The sequence below is a fragment of the Streptomyces sp. NPDC057682 genome, from assembly GCF_042799575.1.
Lineage (GTDB): Bacteria > Actinomycetota > Actinomycetes > Streptomycetales > Streptomycetaceae > Streptomyces.
Genome location: NZ_JBHVIN010000014.1, coordinates 110,587 through 131,360, shown reverse-complemented (window position 1 = coordinate 131,360; position 20,774 = coordinate 110,587). Strand labels below are relative to the sequence as shown.

17 protein-coding genes are annotated in these 20,774 nt (G+C 72.4%); 13 read left to right on the top strand and 4 right to left on the bottom strand.

The genetic code is table 11. The features are described from left to right. The first annotated feature begins 92 nt into the window (after positions 1–92). Positions 93–1,511 carry a sugar porter family MFS transporter gene (locus ACFVDM_RS25165; protein ID WP_383644269.1) on the top strand — a complete coding sequence of 473 codons (1,419 nt, stop codon included), beginning with the start codon at positions 93–95 and terminating at the stop codon, positions 1,509–1,511. A gap of 15 nt (positions 1,512–1,526) precedes the next feature. On the opposite strand, the gene ACFVDM_RS25160 is transcribed toward ACFVDM_RS25165, so the two are convergent. Together ACFVDM_RS25160 and ACFVDM_RS25155 are read right to left on the bottom strand one after the other, a co-directional pair. Continuing rightward, the gene (locus ACFVDM_RS25160) at positions 1,527–2,492 is read right to left on the bottom strand and encodes an LLM class flavin-dependent oxidoreductase (protein WP_383644266.1); all 966 of its coding nucleotides are present in this window, start codon (positions 2,490–2,492) and stop codon (positions 1,527–1,529) included. 50 nt (positions 2,493–2,542) lie between these two features. After that, on the bottom strand, positions 2,543–3,934 hold the full coding sequence (locus tag ACFVDM_RS25155) for a purine-cytosine permease family protein (protein WP_383644263.1): 1,392 nt from the start codon (positions 3,932–3,934) through the stop codon (positions 2,543–2,545). A 139-nt stretch (positions 3,935–4,073) separates the two neighbouring features. Between ACFVDM_RS25155 and ftsY the strand changes: the two genes are divergently transcribed. Further along, positions 4,074–5,276 carry a signal recognition particle-docking protein FtsY gene (gene ftsY / locus ACFVDM_RS25150; RefSeq protein ID WP_383644260.1) on the top strand — a complete coding sequence of 401 codons (1,203 nt, stop codon included), beginning with the start codon at positions 4,074–4,076 and terminating at the stop codon, positions 5,274–5,276. A 121-nt stretch (positions 5,277–5,397) separates the two neighbouring features. Here ftsY and ACFVDM_RS25145 read toward each other — a convergent pair whose 3' ends face one another. Next, a complete protein-coding gene (locus tag ACFVDM_RS25145) occupies positions 5,398–6,057 on the bottom strand; it encodes a bifunctional DNA primase/polymerase (RefSeq protein ID WP_383644257.1) in 660 nt (219 codons plus the stop codon). Between the two features lie 420 nt (positions 6,058–6,477). On the opposite strand from ACFVDM_RS25145, the gene ACFVDM_RS25140 reads away from it, so the two are divergent. The 6 genes from ACFVDM_RS25140 (at position 6,478) to ftsH (ending at position 16,254) form a co-directional block, all read left to right on the top strand. Next, on the top strand, positions 6,478–7,953 hold the full coding sequence (locus ACFVDM_RS25140) for a hypothetical protein (RefSeq protein ID WP_383644255.1): 1,476 nt from the start codon (positions 6,478–6,480) through the stop codon (positions 7,951–7,953). A 369-nt stretch (positions 7,954–8,322) separates the two neighbouring features. Next, entirely contained in the window at positions 8,323–9,672 is a 1,350-nt protein-coding gene (locus ACFVDM_RS25135; RefSeq protein ID WP_383644252.1) for an ammonium transporter, read from the top strand. After that, the gene (locus ACFVDM_RS25130; RefSeq protein ID WP_383644249.1) at positions 9,669–10,007 is read left to right on the top strand and encodes a P-II family nitrogen regulator; all 339 of its coding nucleotides are present in this window, start codon (positions 9,669–9,671) and stop codon (positions 10,005–10,007) included. The genes ACFVDM_RS25135 and ACFVDM_RS25130 overlap by 4 nt, the downstream gene beginning before the upstream one ends. Before the next feature lie 31 nt (positions 10,008–10,038). Further along, a complete protein-coding gene (locus tag ACFVDM_RS25125) occupies positions 10,039–12,492 on the top strand; it encodes a [protein-PII] uridylyltransferase (protein ID WP_383644246.1) in 2,454 nt (817 codons plus the stop codon). A 121-nt stretch (positions 12,493–12,613) separates the two neighbouring features. Continuing rightward, entirely contained in the window at positions 12,614–14,164 is a 1,551-nt protein-coding gene (gene ffh / locus ACFVDM_RS25120; RefSeq protein WP_383644243.1) for a signal recognition particle protein, read from the top strand. 173 nt (positions 14,165–14,337) lie between these two features. Beyond that, positions 14,338–16,254: an ATP-dependent zinc metalloprotease FtsH gene (gene ftsH / locus ACFVDM_RS25115; protein WP_383644240.1), complete on the top strand. Its 1,917-nt coding sequence runs from the start codon at positions 14,338–14,340 to the stop codon at positions 16,252–16,254. Positions 16,255–16,365: 111 nt separating this feature from the next. Here the strand turns inward: ftsH and ACFVDM_RS25110 are convergent, their stop codons facing one another. Beyond that, positions 16,366–17,205 carry a class I SAM-dependent methyltransferase gene (locus ACFVDM_RS25110; protein ID WP_383644236.1) on the bottom strand — a complete coding sequence of 280 codons (840 nt, stop codon included), beginning with the start codon at positions 17,203–17,205 and terminating at the stop codon, positions 16,366–16,368. 606 nt (positions 17,206–17,811) lie between these two features. On the opposite strand from ACFVDM_RS25110, the gene ACFVDM_RS25105 reads away from it, so the two are divergent. The 5 genes from ACFVDM_RS25105 (at position 17,812) to trmD (ending at position 20,723) form a co-directional block, all read left to right on the top strand. Beyond that, positions 17,812–18,405: a hypothetical protein gene (locus tag ACFVDM_RS25105; protein ID WP_097867061.1), complete on the top strand. Its 594-nt coding sequence runs from the start codon at positions 17,812–17,814 to the stop codon at positions 18,403–18,405. Between the two features lie 157 nt (positions 18,406–18,562). Next, positions 18,563–18,997 carry a 30S ribosomal protein S16 gene (gene rpsP, locus ACFVDM_RS25100; protein ID WP_383644233.1) on the top strand — a complete coding sequence of 145 codons (435 nt, stop codon included), beginning with the start codon at positions 18,563–18,565 and terminating at the stop codon, positions 18,995–18,997. Positions 18,998–18,999: 2 nt separating this feature from the next. Next, entirely contained in the window at positions 19,000–19,239 is a 240-nt protein-coding gene (locus ACFVDM_RS25095) for an RNA-binding protein (protein WP_005311361.1), read from the top strand. Positions 19,240–19,317: 78 nt separating this feature from the next. Further along, positions 19,318–19,902 (top strand): ribosome maturation factor RimM, encoded by a 585-nt coding sequence (gene rimM, locus ACFVDM_RS25090; protein WP_383644230.1) that lies wholly within the window; start codon positions 19,318–19,320, stop codon positions 19,900–19,902. Continuing rightward, on the top strand, positions 19,902–20,723 hold the full coding sequence (gene trmD / locus ACFVDM_RS25085; RefSeq protein WP_383644227.1) for a tRNA (guanosine(37)-N1)-methyltransferase TrmD: 822 nt from the start codon (positions 19,902–19,904) through the stop codon (positions 20,721–20,723). Before rimM ends, trmD begins: the two co-directional genes overlap by 1 nt. Positions 20,724–20,774: the final 51 nt, after the last annotated feature.

The window sequence follows — 20,774 nt, the reverse complement described above, 5'->3', positions numbered from 1 at the left end:
TTCCCGAGTGGTGGGGCGGCCGAAGGTGTGCGCCACTGGAGAGCAGCTCACCCCACGCCCGACGTCGCGGCCCGGCCCCAGGGAGTCCTCACGTGTCCAGCACCCCGCAGGGTCCGGCGTCAGGGGCGCGTTCGGCCCATCCGGACCACATCGGCCACGTCATCTTCATCACGGCGGCCGCCGCGATGGGCGGTTTCCTGTTCGGCTACGACAGTTCCGTCATCAACGGCGCCGTCGAGGCGATCCGGGACCGGTACGACATCGGCTCCGGCACGCTGGCCCAGGTCATCGCCATCGCCCTGATCGGCTGCGCGATCGGCGCCGCCACCGCCGGACGGATCGCCGACCGCATCGGCCGCATCCGCTGCATGCAGATCTCCTCCGTGCTGTTCACCATCAGCGCCGTGGGATCGGCCCTCCCGTTCGCGCTCTGGGACCTGGCGATGTGGCGCATCATCGGCGGCTTCGCCATCGGCATGGCCTCCGTGATCGGCCCGGCGTACATCGCCGAGGTCTCGCCGCCCGCCTACCGCGGCCGGCTCGGCTCCTTCCAGCAGGCCGCCATCGTCATCGGCATCGCCATCTCCCAGCTCGTCAACTACGGCATCCTCCAGATCGCCGACGGCGACCAGCGCGGAAAGATCGGCGGTCTGGAGGCCTGGCAGTGGATGCTCGGCGTGATGGTCGTGCCCGCCGTCCTGTACGGGGTGCTGTCGTTCGCCATCCCCGAGTCGCCGCGCTTCCTGCTCTCCGTCGGCAAGCGGGAGAGGGCCCGTCAGATCCTGGAGGAGGTCGAGGGCCGACACGTCGACCTGGATGCCCGGGTCGACGAGATCGAGACCGCGATGCGCCGCGAGCACAAGTCGACCTTCCGCGACCTGCTCGGCAGCCGCTTCGGCTTCCTGCCCATCGTCTGGGTCGGCATCGGCCTCTCGGTCTTCCAGCAGCTCGTCGGCATCAACGTGGCCTTCTACTACTCGGCGACGCTCTGGCAGTCCGTCGGCATCGACCCGACCGACTCGTTCTTCTACTCGTTCACGACGTCGATCATCAACATCATCGGTACGGTCATCGCGATGGTCCTCGTCGACCGGGTCGGCCGCCGTCCGCTGGCCCTCGTCGGCTCCTGCGGCATGGCGGTCGCGCTCGCCTTCGAGGCGTGGGCCTTCTCCGCGGACCTCGTCGACGGCAAGCTCCCCACCACCGAGGGCGCGGTCGCGCTCGTCGCGGCCCATGTCTTCGTGCTCTTCTTCGCCCTCTCGTGGGGTGTCGTCGTCTGGGTGTTCCTGGGCGAGATGTTCCCCAACCGCATCCGCGCCGCGGCGCTCGGCGTCGCCGCCTCCGCCCAGTGGATCGCCAACTGGGCGATCACCGCGAGCTTCCCGAGCCTCTCCGACTGGAACCTCTCGGGCACGTACATCATCTACGCCTGCTTCGCGACGCTCTCGATCCCCTTCGTCCTCCTCTTCGTCAAGGAGACCAAGGGCAAGGCGCTGGAGGAGATGGGCTGAGCCCGGTCCGGACGGTCAGCCCTTCACCGCCTCGCAGAACAGCCGCAGACTGCGCCGGCCCTCCTCCAGCGGCATTCCGCCGCACAGCGGATGCAGCACCAGACTGTCGAGCCGGCCGGCCAGCTCCGCGCACTCGTCCGGGGTGACGATCCGGTAGACGCCCTCCTCGCGGAGCCCGTCCACCGTCGTCGCCGCCGAGCGGACGGCCGAGCGGATGTCCGGCGACTGCCACGAGGCGTACCGGCGCGCCTCGTGCAGGAAGTGCTTCCCGTACGTCTCCCACGCCCGGTCCGGGTCCTCGGAGACGTGCAGCAGCGGGGTCTCGGCCGCGGGCATCATGCAGAAGCCCTCCGTGCCGTGCACCGCCCGCCGCTCGTCGTAGTACGCCTCCAGTTCCGGCAGATGCGCGCTCGGGAACAGCGGCAGCCCGAGCCGGGCCGCCCGCCGCGCCGCCGCCCGCGAACTGCCGCCCACCAGCAGCAGCGGATGCGGCCGGGTGTACGGCCTCGGCGTGACCGTGACCGTACGGCCCCGGTAGCCGAACGGCTCCCCGGTCCACGCCTTCAGCAGCGTCTCCAGCAGCTCGTCCTGGAGCCGGCCGCGCCGACGCCATTCGACGCCCGCCCGCGCGTACTCCTCCTGGCGGTAGCCGATCCCCGCGACCGTCACCAGCCGGCCCCCGCTCAGCAGATCGAGGACCGCGATGTCCTCGGCCAGCCGCAGCGGATCGTGCAGCGGACCGATGATCGCGGAGACCGTGACCGCGATCCGCCGGGTGGCCCCGAACACGCTCCCGGCGAAGACGAAGGGCGAGGGCAGCCAGGAATCGGCGACCCCGTGGTGCTCCTCGGTCTGGATGGTGTCGATGCCGTGCTCGTCCGCGTACGCGGCCATGTCCAGGGCCGCGCGGTAACGGGCGGAGAGCGACGCCGGTGAGGCGTCGGGCTCGACGAGATTGAACCGGACGACGGTGAAGGCCATGACGCTGTCCCCTTACGCCGGGCTGGGCGGGGACCATAACTGACGCAGCGTCAGAAGTGTAGGGGTGCGGCCCGATCCGCCGGGCGGGCCCGGGGGAGCAGGGCGTACACCCCGCCGGAGACCAGGATCGTGACCGTCCAGCCCAGCCCGTTGCGGCCCGGCCAGGTGGTGGCGAACGGACCGGTGAACCACTCCACCCCCGTGAACAGCAGCCCCGCCACCAGCCCCGCGGCCCACGCGGCCACCGCCGTCCCCGCGAAGCCGCCCGTGTACCAGTAGGCGCCGGACGGCGTCGTGTCCATCAGCGCCACCGGATCGTAGACGCGCCCCCGCAGCCGGTCCACGCCGAAGACCCCGATCCAGGCGGCGAACGTCACCGCCAGCACCTGCAGGAAGGAGATGAACGAGCCCAGGAAACTGCTCGCCACGAGCATCAGCAGCGCCCCCAGGAACAGGCTGATCGCGGCGTTCACCCCGACCGCCCAGGCGCGCGGAACCGTGAATCCGAGCGTCTGCGCGGTGAAGCCCGCAGAGTACATCGACATCGCGTTGATCATCACCATGCCCAGTACGGCGATGACCAGATAGGGGACCGCGAGCCAGCGTGGCAGCAGCTCCCCGATGAACGCGACCGGATCCCGGGTCAGGGCGAGCCCCGGCGTCCCCACCCCCATCACCGCCCCCATCAGCACCATCGGCACGATCACCAGCCCGGCCCCGCCCACCGTCGCCGCCCCCATCGCCCGCCCGGACGCGGTCCGGGGCAGATAGCGGGTGAAGTCCGGCCCGGTGGGCGCCCAGCTCATCCCGCCGGCCGCCAGGGTGCCGACCCCCGCGACCATCAGCGAGACCGGGCCCGACGGGCGGTCCAGCACGCTCGTCCACGCCGTCGTCTCCGCCAGATGCGCGAGGACCAGCACGCTGAACGCGCCGAAGAGGTACGCCGACCAGGTGCAGCACAGCCGCAGCGCCCGCGCTCCCAGCCCCGACAGCAGAAAGCTGCCCGCCACGAAGGCGAGCAGGGTCGCCACGGTCAGCGTCGTCGTGCCGCGCACCCCGAAGAGCACGGCGGCCACCGCCAGCAGCGCGTACGCCCCCGTGACCGCGTTCACCGTCTCCCAGCCCCAGCGCGCCACCCAGATCAGCGCCCCCGGCGCCAGATTGCCCCGCTGCCCGAACACCGCCCGGGAGAGCGCCATCCCCGGGGCCCCGCCGTCGCGCCCGGCGGCCGAGATCCAGGCGACCAGCCCGAAGGAGACCAGCGGTGCCACCGCGGAGACCACCAGGACCTGCCAGAGGGCCAGTCCGTCCAGCACGACGAACCCGGCGCCGATGGTGAGCAGCAGCACGGTCATATTGGCCGCCACCCAGGTGGGGAAGAGCGCCCGCACCCGGCCGGTGCGCTCGCTGTCGGGCACGGGCTCCAGCCCACGGGTCTCCACGGCCGGAAGCGTACCTTCAGGGCATAGCGCTCATACCGCCCGGACGGGCCGAGGGCTCCGCCCGTCCCCCGGGCGGCACAGCGCGACCGGACCGCGCGGTCCCCGCACGCCGCCGCCCGTGACCGATACTGGGTGGGTTATGGAATTCGTCATCCTTGCTGTAGTCATCGCCCTGGTCGCGGTCGGCGTGATCAGCGGGCTCGTGGTCAGCAGCCGCAAGAAGAAGCAGCTGCCCCCGGCACCGTCGAGCACGCCGACCCTCACTCCTCCCGCCGAGCCTCACGTCGGCGAGGAGGCCGAAGAGCCGCGCGAGGAACCGCGCCGCACCATCGAGGACGTCGCGGCCCCGCCGGCCGAGGCCGCCCCCGGGACCGTCGAGCCGGAGGAGGTGCCCGCCGCCCCGGCGCTCGACGTCCCCGAGCCCACCGCCGGCCGGCTCGTCCGGCTGCGGGCCCGGCTCGCCCGCTCGCAGAACTCCCTGGGCAAGGGGCTCCTCACGCTCCTGTCCCGGGACAACCTCGACGAGGACACCTGGGAGGAGATCGAGGACACCCTCCTCACCGCCGACGTCGGCGTCGCCCCCACCCAGGAACTGGTCGAACGGCTCCGCGAGCGCGTCCGCGTCCTCGGCACCCGTACCCCCGAGGACCTGCGCGCCCTGCTGCGCGAGGAACTCATCACCCTCCTCGGCACCGACTTCGACCGTGCCGTGAAGACCGAGAGCGGCCTGGACACCCCCGGTGTCGTGATGGTCGTCGGGGTCAACGGCACCGGCAAGACCACCACCACGGGCAAGCTCGCCCGGGTGCTCGTGGCCGACGGCCGCAGCGTGGTCCTCGGCGCGGCCGACACCTTCCGCGCCGCCGCCGCCGACCAGCTCCAGACCTGGGGCGAGCGCGTGGGCGCCCGCACCGTGCGCGGACCCGAGGGCGGGGACCCGGCCTCCATCGCCTTCGACGCCGTCAAGGAGGGCATCGCCGAGGGCGCCGACGTGGTCCTCATCGACACGGCCGGCCGGCTGCACACCAAGACCGGCCTCATGGACGAGCTGGGCAAGGTCAAGCGGGTCGTCGAGAAGCACGGACCGCTCGACGAGGTCCTGCTCGTCCTGGACGCCACCACCGGACAGAACGGCCTCGTGCAGGCGCGGGTCTTCGCGGAGGTCGTCGACATCACGGGCATCGTCCTGACCAAGCTCGACGGCACCGCCAAGGGCGGCATCGTGATCGCCGTCCAGCGCGAGCTGGGTGTGCCGGTCAAGCTCATCGGCCTCGGCGAGGGGCCGGACGACCTGGCCCCCTTCGAGCCGGCGGCGTTCGTGGACGCCCTGATCGGGGACTGACCCCCGCGGCCACCACGAGGAGCCCGGCAGCACCGGTGGTGCGGCCGGGCTCCTCGCCGTCCCGGGCCGTCCCGGATTCTCCCGTTCCGTCCCGCCGGACACGGGCCGGGTGGGGGCGCGGTCAGGCGCAGGGCGCCAGACGGTGGCAGATGTACGCCAGGGTGCCCAGCAGCAGCCGGGCCTCGGGCGGCGCCGAGGCCGTGTCCAGCGACGGCGGACGCAGCCAGCGGGCCGGGCCGAGGCCGCCCTGGTCGGACGGCGGCGCCGTGATGTGCGCGCCGGAGCCGAGGGCCCTCAGGTCCAGGTCCGCGTCGTCCCACCCCATCCGGTACAGCAGCCGGGGCAGCTCGGCGGCGGCGCCCGGGGCCACCAGGAACTGCGCCCGGCCCGCCGGCGTCACCGCGACCGGCCCCGGGGGCAGTCCCATCCGCTCCATCCGGACCAGCGCCCGCCGTCCGGCCGCCTCGGCGACGTCCAGCACGTCGAAGGTCCGCCCCACCGGCAGCAGCATCGAGGCCCCGGGCACCTCGGCCCAGGCCCGCGCCGCCGCGTCCAGCGTGGTCCCGGCCGGGACCTCCCGGGCGAACTCCAGGGGATGCGCCCCGGGGGAGGGGCAGCGGGACTCCCCGCACGAGCAGACCCCGCCGGCCGCGCGGGCGCCGGGGACGACCGCCCAGCCCCACAGGCCGGTGTACTCGGCCACCGCGGTGCCCTCGGCCGCACGGCCGCGGCGCCGTGAGCCTGATCGCATCTCACGGATGCCGCCGATCGTGAAGCCCATGCCCCCTCCAACGGGTCCGGCGCGCCGGTGGTTACGAGGCGGAGCGCGGTCCGACGCTCCTCCGTCGTGGCGGTCCGGGTGGGCCGGGGCGGGCCGGGGCGTGCACGACGACTCGCGCGCCCCCGGGCGCACCCCTGCGCCCACCGTCAATCGCTCTGCGTCAAGTGAATCGCGGCCCGCCCGGGTGGCGTTCATCCGAAGGGGTGGCGAATGGTGGCGTTTCCGTAGACGCCCTCGCCGAGGGGGTGATCGTAGGATTACCGTCGGTACACGAACCATGGAAGTATGTGCGCCCACGGGTATGCCGGAGGCAACCCGGATTTCTGTTCGATGACGGTCAACCTGCATACGGGCAGCGCCGGTTCACGGCATTCTGATAGAGGTTCGCGCGAAGGTATTCGGCGGGATGGGGGCGTTCCAGTGAGTGGCAGCGGCGCAGGCAATGCGAATGCAGGCAAGCGCCCGAACGAGCTGTTGGGGTCATGGTTCGTGCGCAGCGGCTGGTCCAAGGGCGAGCTGGCCCGCCAGGTCAACCGCAGAGCACGGCAGATGGGCGCCCACCACATCAGCACCGACACCTCCCGGGTGAGGCGCTGGCTCGACGGCGAGCAGCCGCGCGAGCCGATCCCGCGCATCCTGTCGGAGCTGTTCTCCGAGCGCTTCGGCTCCGTCGTCGCCGTCGAGGACCTGGGGCTGCGCACCGCCCACCAGGCCCCGTCCGTCGCCGGGGTCGACCTGCCCTGGGCCGGACCGCAGGCCGTCGCGCTGCTCAGCGAGTTCTCCCGCAGCGATCTGATGCTGGCCCGCCGGGGCTTCCTCGGCAGCTCCCTCACCCTCGCTGCCGGCCCCGCCCTCATCGAACCCATGCAGCGCTGGCTGGTCCCCGTCGCCGGGGCCGGCGCCGTCGAGGCCGAATCGCCCGCCGCCGCCCGCCGCCCCTCCCGGCTCTCCGCCCCCGAGCTGGACCTCCTGGAATCCACCACCGCCATGTTCCGCCAGTGGGACGCCCAGTGCGGCGGCGGACTGCGCCGCAAGGCGGTCGTCGGCCAGCTCCACGAGGTCACCGACCTGCTCCAGGAGCCGCAGCCGGCCGCCACGGCCACCCGCCTCTTCCGCTGCGCCGCCGAACTGGCCGAGCTGGCGGGCTGGATGAGCTACGACGTCGGCCTCCAGCCCACCGCCCAGAAGTACTTCGTGCTCGCCCTGCACGCCTCCAAGGAGGCCGGCGACAAACCGCTCGGCTCGTACGTGCTCTCCAGCATGAGCCGCCAGATGATCCACCTCGGCCGCCCCGACGACGCGCTCGAACTGATCCACCTCGCGCAGTACGGCAGCCGCGACTGCGCCACCCCGCGCACCCAGGCCATGCTCTATGCGATGGAGGCCCGCGCTTACGCCAACATGGGCCAGCCCAGCAAGTGCAAGCGGGCCGTCCGGATGGCCGAGGACACCTTCCTCGACGCCGGTCTCGACGGCGAGCCCGAGCCCGACTGGATCCGCTTCTTCTCGGAGGCCGAGCTCAACGGGGAGAACTCCCACTCCTTCCGCGACCTCGCCTATGTCGCCGGCCGCAGCCCCAGCTACGCCTCCCTCGCCGAACCGGCGATGCGCCGGGCCGTCGAGCTCTTCGAGGAGGACGAGGAGCACCAGCGCTCCTACGCGCTCAACCTGATCGGCCTCGCCACCGTGCACCTGCTCAAGCGCGAGCCCGAGGAGTCCACCCTCCTCGCCGAGCAGGCGCTGCGCGTCGCCAAGAAGGTCCGCTCCGAGCGCGTCAACACCCGGCTGCGCAAGACCGTCGACACCGCCGCCAGGGACTTCGGGGACATCCCCGAGGTCGCCCGGCTCACCGATCTCCTCACCGAACAGCTGCCCGAGACCGCCGAAGCGGTCTGAGCGGCACCACAGCCCCGGCCACGACGGCCACCCCGCACGGACCGACTTCGGCTCCCCCGATTGCCAGGTCAGCGGGTGGTCGCCGTGGCCGGTTCGTGTGGTCGTTCCCTCACGGGTGCGTCGTAACCGCACCGTATGCGGCCCGGGCCGCAGAGTGGGCCCGAGCGCGGACCCGGCACGGGCGGTTCATGGGGACGTAACACACCGGTCCTCTTGGTCACTGCCGCGAAACACCGTGCGGCATCGGTGGAAACGGCGCTGGGCGAACCTCATGGCTCATAACGGCCCGCACCTTTTCCCCAGTGGTCCCGCACGTGGATGTGCCCCCCATCGCCCGCACGCGGCCGCACCGACGACGAGGAGACGCCGATGCCCCCAGGCATCACGACGCTTGCAGCAGACGCCCCGACGCTGTCCGCCGCCAACACCGGGTTCATGCTCATCTGCTCGGCCCTGGTGATGCTCATGACCCCGGCCCTGGCCTTCTTCTACGGAGGCATGGTCCGCGTCAAGAGCACGCTCAACATGCTGATGATGAGCTTCATCAGCCTCGGGATCGTGACGATCCTGTGGGTGCTCTACGGATTCAGCCTCGCCTTCGGCACCGACGCCGGTTCCCTCATCGGCTGGAGCCAGGACTTCGTCGGCCTCAGCGGCATCGGTGTGACGGAACTCTGGGACGGCTACACCATCCCGGTCTACGTCTTCGCGGTCTTCCAGCTGATGTTCGCCGTGCTCACCCCGGCCCTGATAAGCGGTGCCCTCGCCGACCGGGTCAAGTTCACCTCCTGGGCGCTGTTCATCACGCTCTGGGTCACCGTCGTCTACTTCCCGGTCGCCCACTGGGTCTGGGGCGCGGGCGGCTGGCTCTTCGAGCTGGGCGTCATCGACTTCGCCGGCGGCACCGCCGTCCACATCAACGCCGGAGCCGCGGCCCTCGGCGTGATCCTCGTCATCGGCAAGCGCGTCGGCTTCAAGAAGGACCCGATGCGGCCGCACAGCCTGCCGCTGGTCATGCTCGGCGCCGGTCTGCTGTGGTTCGGCTGGTTCGGCTTCAACGCCGGATCCTGGCTCGGCAACGACGACGGCGTCGGCGCGGTCATGTTCGTCAACACCCAGGTCGCCACCGCCGCCGCGATGCTCGCCTGGCTCGGTTACGAGAAGCTCCGCCACGGCTCGTTCACCACGCTCGGCGCCGCCTCCGGCGCCGTCGCCGGACTCGTCGCCATCACCCCGGCCGGCGGCGCGGTCAGCCCGCTCGGCGCGATCGCGGTCGGAGCCGTCGCGGGTGTGCTGTGCGCCATGGCCGTCGGCCTGAAGTACAAGTTCGGCTACGACGACTCCCTCGACGTGGTCGGCGTCCACCTCGTCGGCGGTATCGCCGGGTCCCTGCTCATCGGCTTCTTCGCCACCGGCGGGGTCCAGTCCGACGCCAAGGGCCTCTTCTACGGCGGCGGCCTCGACCAGCTCGGCAAGCAGGCCGTCGGTGTCGTCGCGGTCCTCGCCTACTCCCTCGTCGTCTCCGCCGTCCTCGCCTTCCTGCTCGACCGGACGATCGGGATGCGCGTCGACGAGGACGACGAGATCTCCGGTATCGACCAGGTCGAGCACGCCGAGACGGCGTACGACTTCAGCGGCGCCGGCGGTGGCGCGGCGTCCCGCACCGCGTCCCCCGCCCCCGGCACCACCGCCCCGACCAACAAGAAGGTGGACGCATGAAGCTCATCACCGCCGTCGTGAAGCCGCACCGGCTCGACGAGATCAAGGAGGCCCTCCAGGCCTTCGGCGTCCAGGGCCTCACGGTCACGGAAGCCAGCGGTTACGGGCGCCAGCGCGGCCACACCGAGGTCTACCGGGGCGCCGAGTACACCGTCGACCTCGTCCCCAAGATCCGCATCGAGGTCCTCGTCGAGGACGAGGACGCCGACCAGCTGATCGACGTCGTCGTCAAGGCGGCCCGGACCGGCAAGATCGGCGACGGCAAGGTCTGGAGCGTCCCGGTGGAGACCGCGATCAGGGTCCGCACCGGCGAACGCGGCCCCGACGCACTCTGACCGACTGAACCGCACACGGAAGGGCAGCTGGGTGACGAGCACCGAAACGACCACCGAATCCGGGGAATCGGGACCCAGCGGCTACGCGGCGGCCCGGCTGCTCCTCCTCCAGCAGGAGGAGCGGTCCGGGCCGCCGCGCCGTGCGGCCCTCGCCTCCCTCACCGACACCTGGCTGACCGGCCTGTTCGCCGCCGCGGCCGAACACGCCGGCGTCCGGGGCGCCGCCCTGGTCGCCGTCGGCGGCTACGGACGCGGCGAACTCTCCCCGCGCAGCGACCTCGACCTCCTGCTCCTGCACGACGGCCACGCCGACCCCGCGGCCGTCGCCGCCCTCGCCGACCGCATCTGGTACCCCGTCTGGGACCTCGGACTCGCCCTCGACCACTCCGTCCGCACCCCGGCCGAGGCCCGCCGCGCCGCGGCCGACGACCTCAAGGTCCAGCTCGGACTGCTCGACGCCAGGCCCGTCGCCGGAGACCTCGGCCTCGTCGCCTCGCTGCGCACCGCGATCCTCGCCGACTGGCGCAACCAGGCCCCCAAACGCCTCCCCGCCCTCGACGAACTCTGCCGCGAACGGGCCGAACGCCAGGGCGAGCTGCGCTTCCTCCTGGAACCCGACCTCAAGGAGGCCCGGGGCGGACTGCGCGACGCCACCGCCCTGCGCGCCGTCGCCGCCTCCTGGGTCGCCGACGCCCCCCGCGAAGGACTCGCCGAGGCCCGCCGGGTCCTCCTCGACACCCGCGACGCCCTCCACCTCAGCACCGGCCGCGCCACCGACCGCCTCGCCCTCCAGGAACAGGACCAGGTCGCCGAGGCACTCGGCCTCCTCGACGCCGACGCCCTGTTGCGTCAGGTCTACGAGGCCGCCCGCACCGTCTCGTACGCCACCGACGTCACCTGGCGCGAGGTCAACCGGGTGCTGCGCGCCCGCTCCGTGAGGCCCCGGCTGCGCGCCATGCTCGGCGGACGGGCGGCCCCGGCCACCGACCGCACCCCGCTCGCCGACGGGGTCGTCGAGTCCGACGGCGAGGCCGTCCTCGCCCGCACCGCCCGTCCCGAACGCGATCCGGTCCTCGTCCTGCGCGCCGCCGCCGCGGCCGCCCAGTCCGAGCTGCCGCTCTCCCGCCACGTCGTCCGCCGTCTCGCCACCGTCGCGGCCCCGCTCCCGGTGCCCTGGCCGGCCGAGGCCCGCGAGGAGCTCGTCACCCTGCTCGGCGCGGGCGAGGCCACCGTCCCCGTCTGGGAGGCACTGGAGGCCGAGGGGCTGATCACCCGGCTGCTCCCCGACTGGGAACGCGTGCACTGCCGCCCCCAGCGCAACCCCGTCCACACCTGGACCGTCGACCGCCACCTCGTCGAGACCGCCGTCCGCGCCTGTGCCCTCACCCGCCGCGTCGGCCGCCCCGACCTCCTGCTGATCGCCGCCCTGCTCCACGACATCGGCAAGGGCTGGCCCGGCGACCACTCCGTCGCCGGCGAGGTCATCGCCCGCGACATGGCCGCCCGCATCGGCTTCGACCAGCACGACGTGGGCGTCGTCGCCACCCTCGTACGCCACCATCTGCTGCTCGTCGAGACCGCCACCCGCCGCGATCTCGACGATCCGGCCACCGTCCGCTCCGTGGCGGACGCCGTCGGCAGCACCACCACCCTGGAGCTGCTGCACGCCCTCACCGAGGCCGACGCCCTGGCCACCGGACCCGCCGCCTGGTCCGCCTGGCGCGCCTCGCTCGTCGCGGACCTGGTCGCACGCGTCGCGGCCGTCCTGGCGGGGGAGGCCCCCGAGGAGCCCGGCCCCACCGAGCCCGGTGCCGAGCACGAGCGCCTGGCCGTGGAATCCCTGCGCACCGGCGAACCCGTCCTCGCCCTGCACACCCGGCCGGAGACCCCCACCGAGGACGGCGCCCCCGAACCCGTCGGCGTCGAACTCCTCATCGCGCTCCCGGACCGCCCCGGCGTCCTGCCCGCCGCCGCGGGCGTCCTCGCCCTGCACCGGCTCACCGTCCGCGCCGCCGATCTGCGGGCAGTGGAACTCCCCGCCGAACTCGGCGGACCGGGCGAGGTGCTGCTGCTCAGCTGGCGGGTCGCGGCCGAGTACGGCTCGCTGCCCCAGGCCGCCCGGCTGCGCGCCGACCTCGTCCGCGCCCTCGACGGCTCCCTGGACATCCGCGCGCGCCTGGCCGAACGCGAGGCCGCCTATCCGCGCCGCCGCGGGATGAAGGCCCCACCGCCCCGGGTGACCGTCGCCGCCGCCGGTTCCCGCCTGGCCACCGTGATCGAGGTCCGCGCACAGGACGCCCCCGGTCTGCTGCACCGGATCGGCCACGCGCTGGAGGGCAGCGGCGTACGGGTCCGCAGCGCCCACGTCTCGACGCTCGGGGCGAACGCCGTGGACGCCTTCTACGTCACGGACGCCGAGGGGGCGCCGCTGTCGCCGGAACGGGCGGCGGAGCTGGCCCAGGAGGTCGAGAAGGCGCTCGGCTGACCCCGGCCGCCCCCGAGGACGTCCGTCACGAGAACCGGGCGAGGGCTATGCCTTCCCCGGCGTCCGGATACCCTGGGGAGGACTGTCCGACCGCCCCCGACCCTGAGGACCGACGAGCGCCGTGTTCGATACTCTCTCCGACCGCCTTGCCGCGACTTTCAAGAACCTCCGGGGCAAGGGCCGCTTGTCCGAGGCCGACATCGACGCCACGGCGCGCGAGATCCGTATCGCCCTGCTCGAAGCGGATGTCGCCCTGCCCGTCGTCCGGTCCTTCATCGCCAAGGTCAAGGAGCGGGCGCGCGGCGCCGAGGTCTCCCAGGCGCTGAACCCGGCGCAGCAGGTCGTCAAGATCGTCAACGAGGAACTGATCGCCATCCTCGGCGGCGAGACCCGGCGGCTGCGGTTCGCCAAGACCGCCCCCACCGTGATCATGCTGGCCGGTCTCCAGGGTGCCGGTAAGACGACGCTCGCCGGAAAGCTCGGCCTCTGGCTGAAGGGCCAGGGCCACTCCCCGCTGCTCGTCGCCTGCGACCTCCAGCGCCCCAACGCCGTGAACCAGCTGAGCGTCGTCGCCGACCGCGCCGGTGTCGCGGTCTACGCGCCGCAGCCGGGCAACGGGGTGGGCGACCCGGTCCAGGTCGCCAAGGACTCGGTCGAGTACGCCCGGTCCAAGCAGTACGACGTCGTCGTCGTCGACACCGCCGGCCGTCTCGGCATCGACCAGGAGCTGATGCAGCAGGCCGCGGACATCCGCGACGCCGTGAGCCCGGACGAGATCCTCTTCGTCGTCGACGCCATGATCGGTCAGGACGCGGTCAACACCGCCGAAGCCTTCCGCGACGGCGTCGGCTTCGACGGCGTGGTGCTCTCCAAGCTCGACGGTGACGCCCGCGGTGGTGCGGCCCTGTCGATCGCCCATGTCACGGGCAAGCAGATCATGTTCGCGTCGAACGGTGAGAAGCTCGACGAGTTCGACGCCTTCCACCCGGACCGCATGGCGTCCCGGATCCTCGACATGGGTGACCTGCTCACCCTGATCGAGCAGGCGGAGAAGACCTTCAGCCAGGAAGAGGCCGCCAAGATGGCCTCCAAGCTGGCGTCCAGCAAGGGCAAGGACTTCACGCTCGACGACTTCCTGGCCCAGATGGAACAGGTCCGGAAGATGGGCTCCATCTCCAAGCTGCTCGGGATGCTGCCCGGCATGGGGCAGATCAAGGACCAGATCAACAACATCGACGAGCGCGACGTCGACCGCACCGCGGCGATCATCAAGTCGATGACTCCCAAGGAGCGTGCCGAGCCGACGATCATCAACGGCTCCCGGCGGGCCCGTATCGCCAAGGGTTCCGGTGTCGAGGTCAGCGCCGTGAAGAACCTGGTCGAGCGGTTCTTCGAGGCCCGCAAGATGATGTCGAAGATGGCCCAGGGCGGCGGGATGCCGGGGATGCCCGGGATGCCGGGCATGGGCGGTGGTCCCGGCCGGCAGAAGAAGCAGGTCAAGCAGGCCAAGGGCAAGCGCAAGAGCGGCAACCCGATGAAGCGCAAGGCCGAGGAAGCGGCCGAGGCGGCCCGCCGTGAGCAGGCGGCCCAGGGCGGCGTTCCGGGCCTCCCGGCGGGCGGCAACGGCCAGAACTTCGAGCTGCCCGACGAGTTCAAGAAGTTCATGGGCTGACCGCGGCCCGCCCGTCCGGCCCCGAGGGGGCGTCCGTCGTACGGCGGGCGCCCCCTCGGGCGTGCCGAGACCCGGACGTCCCTCCATGGGCCCAGCGGACCGCCCCTGAGCAGGGCTTCGCCCGTATTTCTCCCCTAATGTCGGCTGAAAGGCCGTCGGCAGAGGAGTCGCGAGTGACCAATCCCGTACCTCCCCGCGACCGTACGGACCAGCCCTGGCGCTCCGAGGGAGCCCCGCCGCCCCCGAGCCCCGGCCGCAAGATGCCCGGCGGCTGGGGCGGGCTCCTGCTGACCGCGCTGGCCGTCTATGTGATCGCCAACCTGGTGCTCTCGTTCTTCAACGGGGACGAGGAGCGGACGATCGCGTACACCGAGTTCAGCAAGCAGGTGACCTCGGGCAATGTCTCCAAGATCTACTCCAAGGGCGATGCCATCCAGGGGCAGCTGAAGAAGAAGGCGAAGGCGCCCGGCACCGACGACACGTACACCAAGTTCGTCACCCAGCGGCCCGCCTTCGCCGACGACAACCTCTGGGCCGAGCTGGTCAAGGACGATGTCACCGTCACCGCCGAGCCGGTCGTCAAGGAACGCAGCTTCCTGGCCAATCTGCTGATCTCGCTGGCACCGATGCTGCTGCTGGTCCTGCTGTGGGTGTTCATCGCCCGGCGGATGGCGCGCGGCGGGATGGGCGGCGGGATGGGCGGTTTCGGACGGAAGGCGCCTCCGAAACCGGTGGAACTGGAGGGCGCCAAGCGGACCACGTTCAAGGACGTGGCAGGCATCGACGAGGTCGAGGGCGAGCTCAACGACGTGGTCGACTTCCTGAAGAACCCCGACGCCTACCGGAAGATGGGCGCCCGCATGCCGGGCGGGGTGCTGCTCGCCGGGCCGCCCGGCACCGGGAAGACGCTGTTGGCACGGGCGGTGGCGGGGGAGGCGGGGGTGCCGTTCTTCTCGGCCTCCGCCTCGGAGTTCATCGAGATGATCGTCGGGGTCGGCGCGGGCCGGGTGCGGGAGCTGTTCGCCGAGGCGCGCAAGGTGGCCCCCGCGATCGTGTTCATCGACGAGATCGACACCATCGGCCGGGCGCGCGGCGGCGGCTCCGGCATGGGCGGACACGACGAGCGCGAGCAGACGCTCAACCAGATCCTGACCGAGATGGACGGCTTCTCCGGCTCGGAGGGGGTGGTGGTCCTCGCGGCGACCAACCGGGCCGACGTGCTGGACCCGGCCCTCACCCGGCCCGGCCGTTTCGACCGGATCGTGCAGGTCAGCCCGCCGGACCGGAGCGGCCGCGAGGCGATCCTGGAGATCCACACCCGCCGGATCCCGATGGCCGGCGACGTGGACCTGGCCCAGGTGGCGCGGACGACCCCGGGGATGACCGGCGCCGACCTGTCCAACCTCGCCAACGAGGCCGCGCTGCTCGCGGTGAAGCGCGGGCAGTCGCAGGTGGACGCCGCCGATTTCTCGGACGCCCTGGAGAAGGTGCAGCTGGGCGCGGAGCGCGCGCTGGTCATGTCGGACGAGGAGCGCCGCAGGACGGCGTACCACGAGAGCGGTCACGCCCTGCTGGGCATGGTCCAGCCCGGCGCGGACCCGGTCCGCAAGGTGACCATCGTCCCGCGCGGCCGGGCGCTGGGCGTCACCCTCTCGACGCCGGACGCCGACAAGTACGCCTACACCGAGGAGTACCTGCGCGGGCGGATCATCGGGGCGCTCGGCGGAATGGCGGCCGAGCAGGTGGTCTTCGGGGTGATCACCACGGGCGCGGAGAGCGATCTGGAACAGGTGACCCAGATGGCCCGCGGCATGGTCGGCCGCTGGGGCATGAGCGAGCGGGTGGGCCGTCTTACGGCGATCCCGGGCGACGCCCAGCAGGCCTACGGCCTGTCGGCGGCGCCCGCGACGCTGGACGCGGTGGACGGCGAGATGCGCCGGATCGTGGACGAGTGCTACGAGGAGGCGTGCCGGCTGCTGCGGGAGAACCGGGACCGCCTGGACGCCCTGGCCTCGGCGCTCCTCGCGAACGAGACGCTCGACGAGGCGGAGGCCTACCGGGCGGCCGGGATCACCCGTCTGTCGAAATGAGGCGCGGCCGGGACCGCCGGTCCGCCGCCGTGAGGCAGGGCGGGACCGCCGGCCCGCCGACGTGACACGGAGCCGGGACCGCCCGTCCGCCGCCGTGGGGCTCGGCCGGGGCTACGTCGTGCAGACGAGGTAGCGGAACACGTTGGGCATCCACACCGTGCCGTCGTCGCGCAGATGCGGATGCAGGGCCTCCGCGACCTCCTTCTCGACCTGGGTGCGGTCCGTGGCGTGCACGGCCGCGTCGAAGAGACGGGTCGAGAGCAGACCCCGGACGGCGCTGTCCAGGTCCGCGTAGCCGAAGGGGCAGGCCACCCGTCCCGAACCGTCCGGCTTCAGCCCGGCCCGGGAGGCCACGTTCTCCAGATCGTCCCGCCGCGCGCCCCGGGGGGTTCCCGGCCGCCCGGCGAGCCGGCCGGCGACGCGCAGGACCGCCTCGGTCGCGCAGCGTTCGGGCGGCCCCCAGCCGGTCAGGACGACGGAGGAGCGCCGGCCCGCCGAGGGCACGGCCGCGTCGAGCGCCCGCACCAGCGCGTCGTCGTCGCCCTCGGCGCAGCCGATCGGGGTGAAGGCGGTGATCAGGCCGTACGGTTCCGGGACGGTGTCCGGAGCGGGCACGGACTCCCGCAGCAGTGGGGCGCAGGACACCGGGGACCGCGGTGCGTCCGGGGCGGGCAGCAGCCGCGTCCGGGCGAGGGCGAGGCGTTCATGGTCGGTGTCGACGCCGGTGACCTGGGCCCCGCGGCCGGCCGCGATGAGCAGCGCGAGCCCGGAGCCGCAGCCCAGGGAAAGCATCCGGGTGCTGGGTCCCACATCGAGGCGCGCGTACACCGCCTCGTAGAGCGGGGCCAGCATCCGTTCCTGGATCTCGGCCCAGTCGCGGGCCCGGGAGCCGCTGTCCGCGGTCGCGGAGGGCTCCGTCCGAGGGTGGTGCCGGACGAGCGTTCGTGTCATGGAATGCGCCCCAATCCGCCGAGATGCCGGTCGTGCCGGTCGGTCCTGCGGGCCGGTCCGCCGGGTCGTGCCGGCCGGTCCGCCTGTCCGGAAGTCGCCCCCGCTGTCCTGCTCCGCGCCTTTCTCTCCCCGTCCTGCGTTCCCCCGTATGCCAGGGAACTGCGCATCCGGCGCCGCGTCCAGGGGTCTGCGGGAGGTGCTTGCCCGCGGGGGCGCCGGTGGGAGCGCGCCGTGCGGGAGCGCCGCCGGGACAGGGGTACGCGGAGTCGGGCCGCCCCGCTCCGCGGTCCCAGTCTCACCCGGTCCGGCCGGGCGGGCACGTCGGGCGTTCCGTACCGGGGGTAGGGTCGTGGCCCTTCCCGGCGACGGGCCCCCGAGGCCCCCGGGCGCCGGAGGCGCGGGGGTTCGCGGGGGGCGTACGCCATTTCCGCGCGCTCGGGCGTACGCGACGCTACGTACCGGCTTGGTGCGAGCTGTGCGGCTTCTCCGCAGATCAGCGCACCCGCCCTCGTCGCGACGCATCAACGGCGACTGACTGGTACGTGCAAAATATTTGGGATGGCCCGGAATCGGAACACCGAGGGCCCCGCGCTCGTTGGTCACGACGTGAGCACGACACCACCTGTACTTGCCGCAGAGCTGGCGCAGGCGTGGGCCGACATTCAGCGGTACCACCCCGAGCTGCCCGATCTGGCCGCACCCGAGTCCCTGATCGGAGAGTCCTCGTCCGCCTGCGGCGCCGAACTCTCCTTCGAGCGACTGCTCCACGAGGCAGTCCACGGCATCGCCGCCGCCAGAGGTGTCCGGGACACCTCGCGCGCCGGCCGCTACCACAACCGCCGGTTCCTCGCGATCGCCGAGGAGCTGGGCCTCGACCACGCCGAGGAGCCGCATCCCAGCAGCGGCTTCTCGCTGGTCACGCTGAACCCGGAGGCCAAGCGCCGGTACCGGCCGACGATGGAACGGCTGCAGCGCGCCCTCAAGGCGCACACGGTCGCCACCGCCGCCGACACCAAGCGCTCCTTCCGCGGGCCCGCGGCCCGGCACGGCTCCTCCGGAGGGGGCGTGCGGGTCAAGGCGGTCTGCGACTGCGGCCGCAATGTGCGCGTGGTCCCCTCGGTCCTCGCCCAGGCGCCGATCGTCTGCGGAGGTTGCGGAAAGCCGTTCCGGATCCCGGAAGCGGCGGTCGCGGTGGGGTGAGCCGATGGGGTGTGGCACAATGGCTAGCTGTACTCGACAGTCGCACAGGACCCCTCTCTCCTCCGGCTGACGCGTCCATCGGGCACCCGAGTACCGCAACCCCACGTGGCATCTTCGTTGTGCCCAACCACGTCATAGACCAGGAGACACCACTCCCGTGGCAGTCAAGATCAAGCTGAAGCGTCTGGGCAAGATCCGTTCGCCTCACTACCGCATCGTCGTCGCCGACTCCCGTACCCGCCGTGACGGCCGGGCCATCGAGGAGATCGGTCTGTACCACCCGGTGCAGAACCCCTCGCGCATCGAGGTCAACTCGGAGCGTGCGCAGTACTGGCTGTCCGTCGGCGCCCAGCCGACCGAGCCGGTCCTCGCGATCCTGAAGCTCACCGGTGACTGGCAGGCGCACAAGGGCCTCCCGGCCCCCGCGCCGCTGCTGCAGCCGGAGCCGAAGGCCGACAAGCGTGCCCTCTTCGAGGCCCTCACCAAGGACGGCGGCGAGGAGTCCAAGGGCGAGGCCATCACGCAGAAGGCCAAGAAGTCCGACAAGAAGGCCGACGAGGCTGCTGACGCGGCCGCGGCGACCGAGGCCTGAGCATGCTCGAGGAGGCTCTCGAGCACCTCGTCAAAGGCATCGTCGACAACCCCGATGACGTGCAGGTCGCCTCGCGCAACCTGCGTCGTGGACGCGTGCTGGAGGTCCGGGTCCACCCCGACGACCTCGGCAAGGTGATCGGCCGCAACGGCCGCACCGCACGCGCGCTGCGTACCGTCGTGGGCGCCATCGGCGGCCGCGGTATCCGCGTCGACCTCGTCGATGTGGACCAGGTCCGCTGACACGTTGAACACCGGCGACGGGCCGGGGAGGGCATGTGCCCACCCCGGCCCGTTGTCGTACGACAGGAGAGACACAAGGTGCAGTTGGTAGTCGCGCGGATCGGCCGCGCCCACGGCATCAAGGGCGAGGTCACCGTCGAGGTGCGCACGGACGAGCCCGAACTGCGGCTCGGCCCCGGCGCCGTCCTCCGCACCGACCCGGCCCCGGCCGGGCCGCTGACGATCGAGACCGGCCGGGTGCACAGCGGACGGCTGCTGCTGCGCTTCGAGGGCGTACGGGACCGCACCGCCGCCGAGGCGCTGCGCAACACCCTGCTGATCGCCGACGTCGACCCGGACGAGCTCCCGGAGGACCCCGAGGAGTTCTACGACCATCAGCTCATCGACCTCGACGTGGTGCTCGACGACGGCACCGTGATCGGCCGGATCAGTGAGATCAGCCACCTGCCCTCGCAGGACCTGTTCATCGTGGAGCGCCCGGACGGCAGCGAGGTGATGATCCCCTTCGTCGAGGAGATCGTCACCGGCATCGACCTGGAGGAACAGCGCGCGGTGATCACCCCGCCGCCGGGCCTCATCGACGACAGCCAGGCCGTGGTCGCCTCCTCGCGCGACGGGGAACCGGCCGACGGAGCCGCTCCGGAGACCGGGGACGGCCGCTGATGCGCCTCGACGTCGTCACGATCTTCCCGGAGTACCTGGAACCGCTGAACGTCTCGCTGGTCGGCAAGGCCCGCGCGGCCGGACGCCTGGACGTGCGGGTGCACAACCTGCGGGACTGGACGCACGACCGCCACCACACGGTCGACGACACCCCCTACGGCGGCGGCCCCGGCATGGTCATGAAGACCGAGCCCTGGGGCGAGGCCCTGGACGAGGCCCTGGCGGACGGCTACGAGTCCGGGGCGCACTCCCCGGTGCTCGTGGTACCCACGCCGAGCGGCCGGCCCTTCACCCAGGAGCTGGCCGTCGAGCTCTCCGAGCGGCCCTGGCTGATCTTCACCCCGGCCCGCTACGAGGGCATCGACCGCCGGGTCATGGACGAGTACGCCACCCGTATGCCGGTCGTCGAGGTGTCCATCGGCGACTATGTGCTGGCCGGCGGCGAGGCCGCGGTGCTGGTGATCACGGAGGCGGTGGCGCGGCTGCTGCCGGGCGTCCTCGGCAACGCCGAATCGCACCGGGACGACTCCTTCGCCCCGGGCGCGATGGCCCATCTGCTGGAGGGGCCCGTCTACACCAAACCGCCCGAGTGGCGCGGCCGGGGGATCCCGGACGTGCTGCTCAGCGGCCACCACGGGAAGATCGCCCGCTGGCGCCGGGACGAGGCCTTCCGTCGTACGGCCCTGCACCGGCCCGATCTGATCGAACGCTGCGAGGCCTCGGCCTTCGACAAGAAGGACCGGGAGATGCTCTCGATCCTGGGCTGGTCGCCGGAGCCCGGTGGCCGATTTTGGCGCAGGCCGCAGGCCGTGGAAGAATAGGCCGCTGCTGTACGTCCGCGTGCGCCCCTGCCACAGGGGGAACGACGCCCG

Excerpts from the sequence above, each read along its gene's own strand:
- ACFVDM_RS25135 (WP_383644252.1), top strand. The coding sequence starts at position 8,323 with ATGCCCCCAGGCATCACGACGCTTGCAGCAGACGCCCCGACGCTGTCC.
- ACFVDM_RS25110 (WP_383644236.1), bottom strand. The coding sequence starts at position 17,205 with ATGACACGAACGCTCGTCCGGCACCACCCTCGGACGGAGCCCTCCGCG.
- ACFVDM_RS25160 (WP_383644266.1), bottom strand. The coding sequence starts at position 2,492 with ATGGCCTTCACCGTCGTCCGGTTCAATCTCGTCGAGCCCGACGCCTCA.
- ftsY (WP_383644260.1), top strand. The coding sequence starts at position 4,074 with ATGGAATTCGTCATCCTTGCTGTAGTCATCGCCCTGGTCGCGGTCGGC.
- trmD (WP_383644227.1), top strand. The coding sequence starts at position 19,902 with ATGCGCCTCGACGTCGTCACGATCTTCCCGGAGTACCTGGAACCGCTG.
- ACFVDM_RS25145 (WP_383644257.1), bottom strand. The coding sequence starts at position 6,057 with ATGGGCTTCACGATCGGCGGCATCCGTGAGATGCGATCAGGCTCACGG.
- ACFVDM_RS25095 (WP_005311361.1), top strand. The coding sequence starts at position 19,000 with ATGCTCGAGGAGGCTCTCGAGCACCTCGTCAAAGGCATCGTCGACAAC.
- ACFVDM_RS25130 (WP_383644249.1), top strand. The coding sequence starts at position 9,669 with ATGAAGCTCATCACCGCCGTCGTGAAGCCGCACCGGCTCGACGAGATC.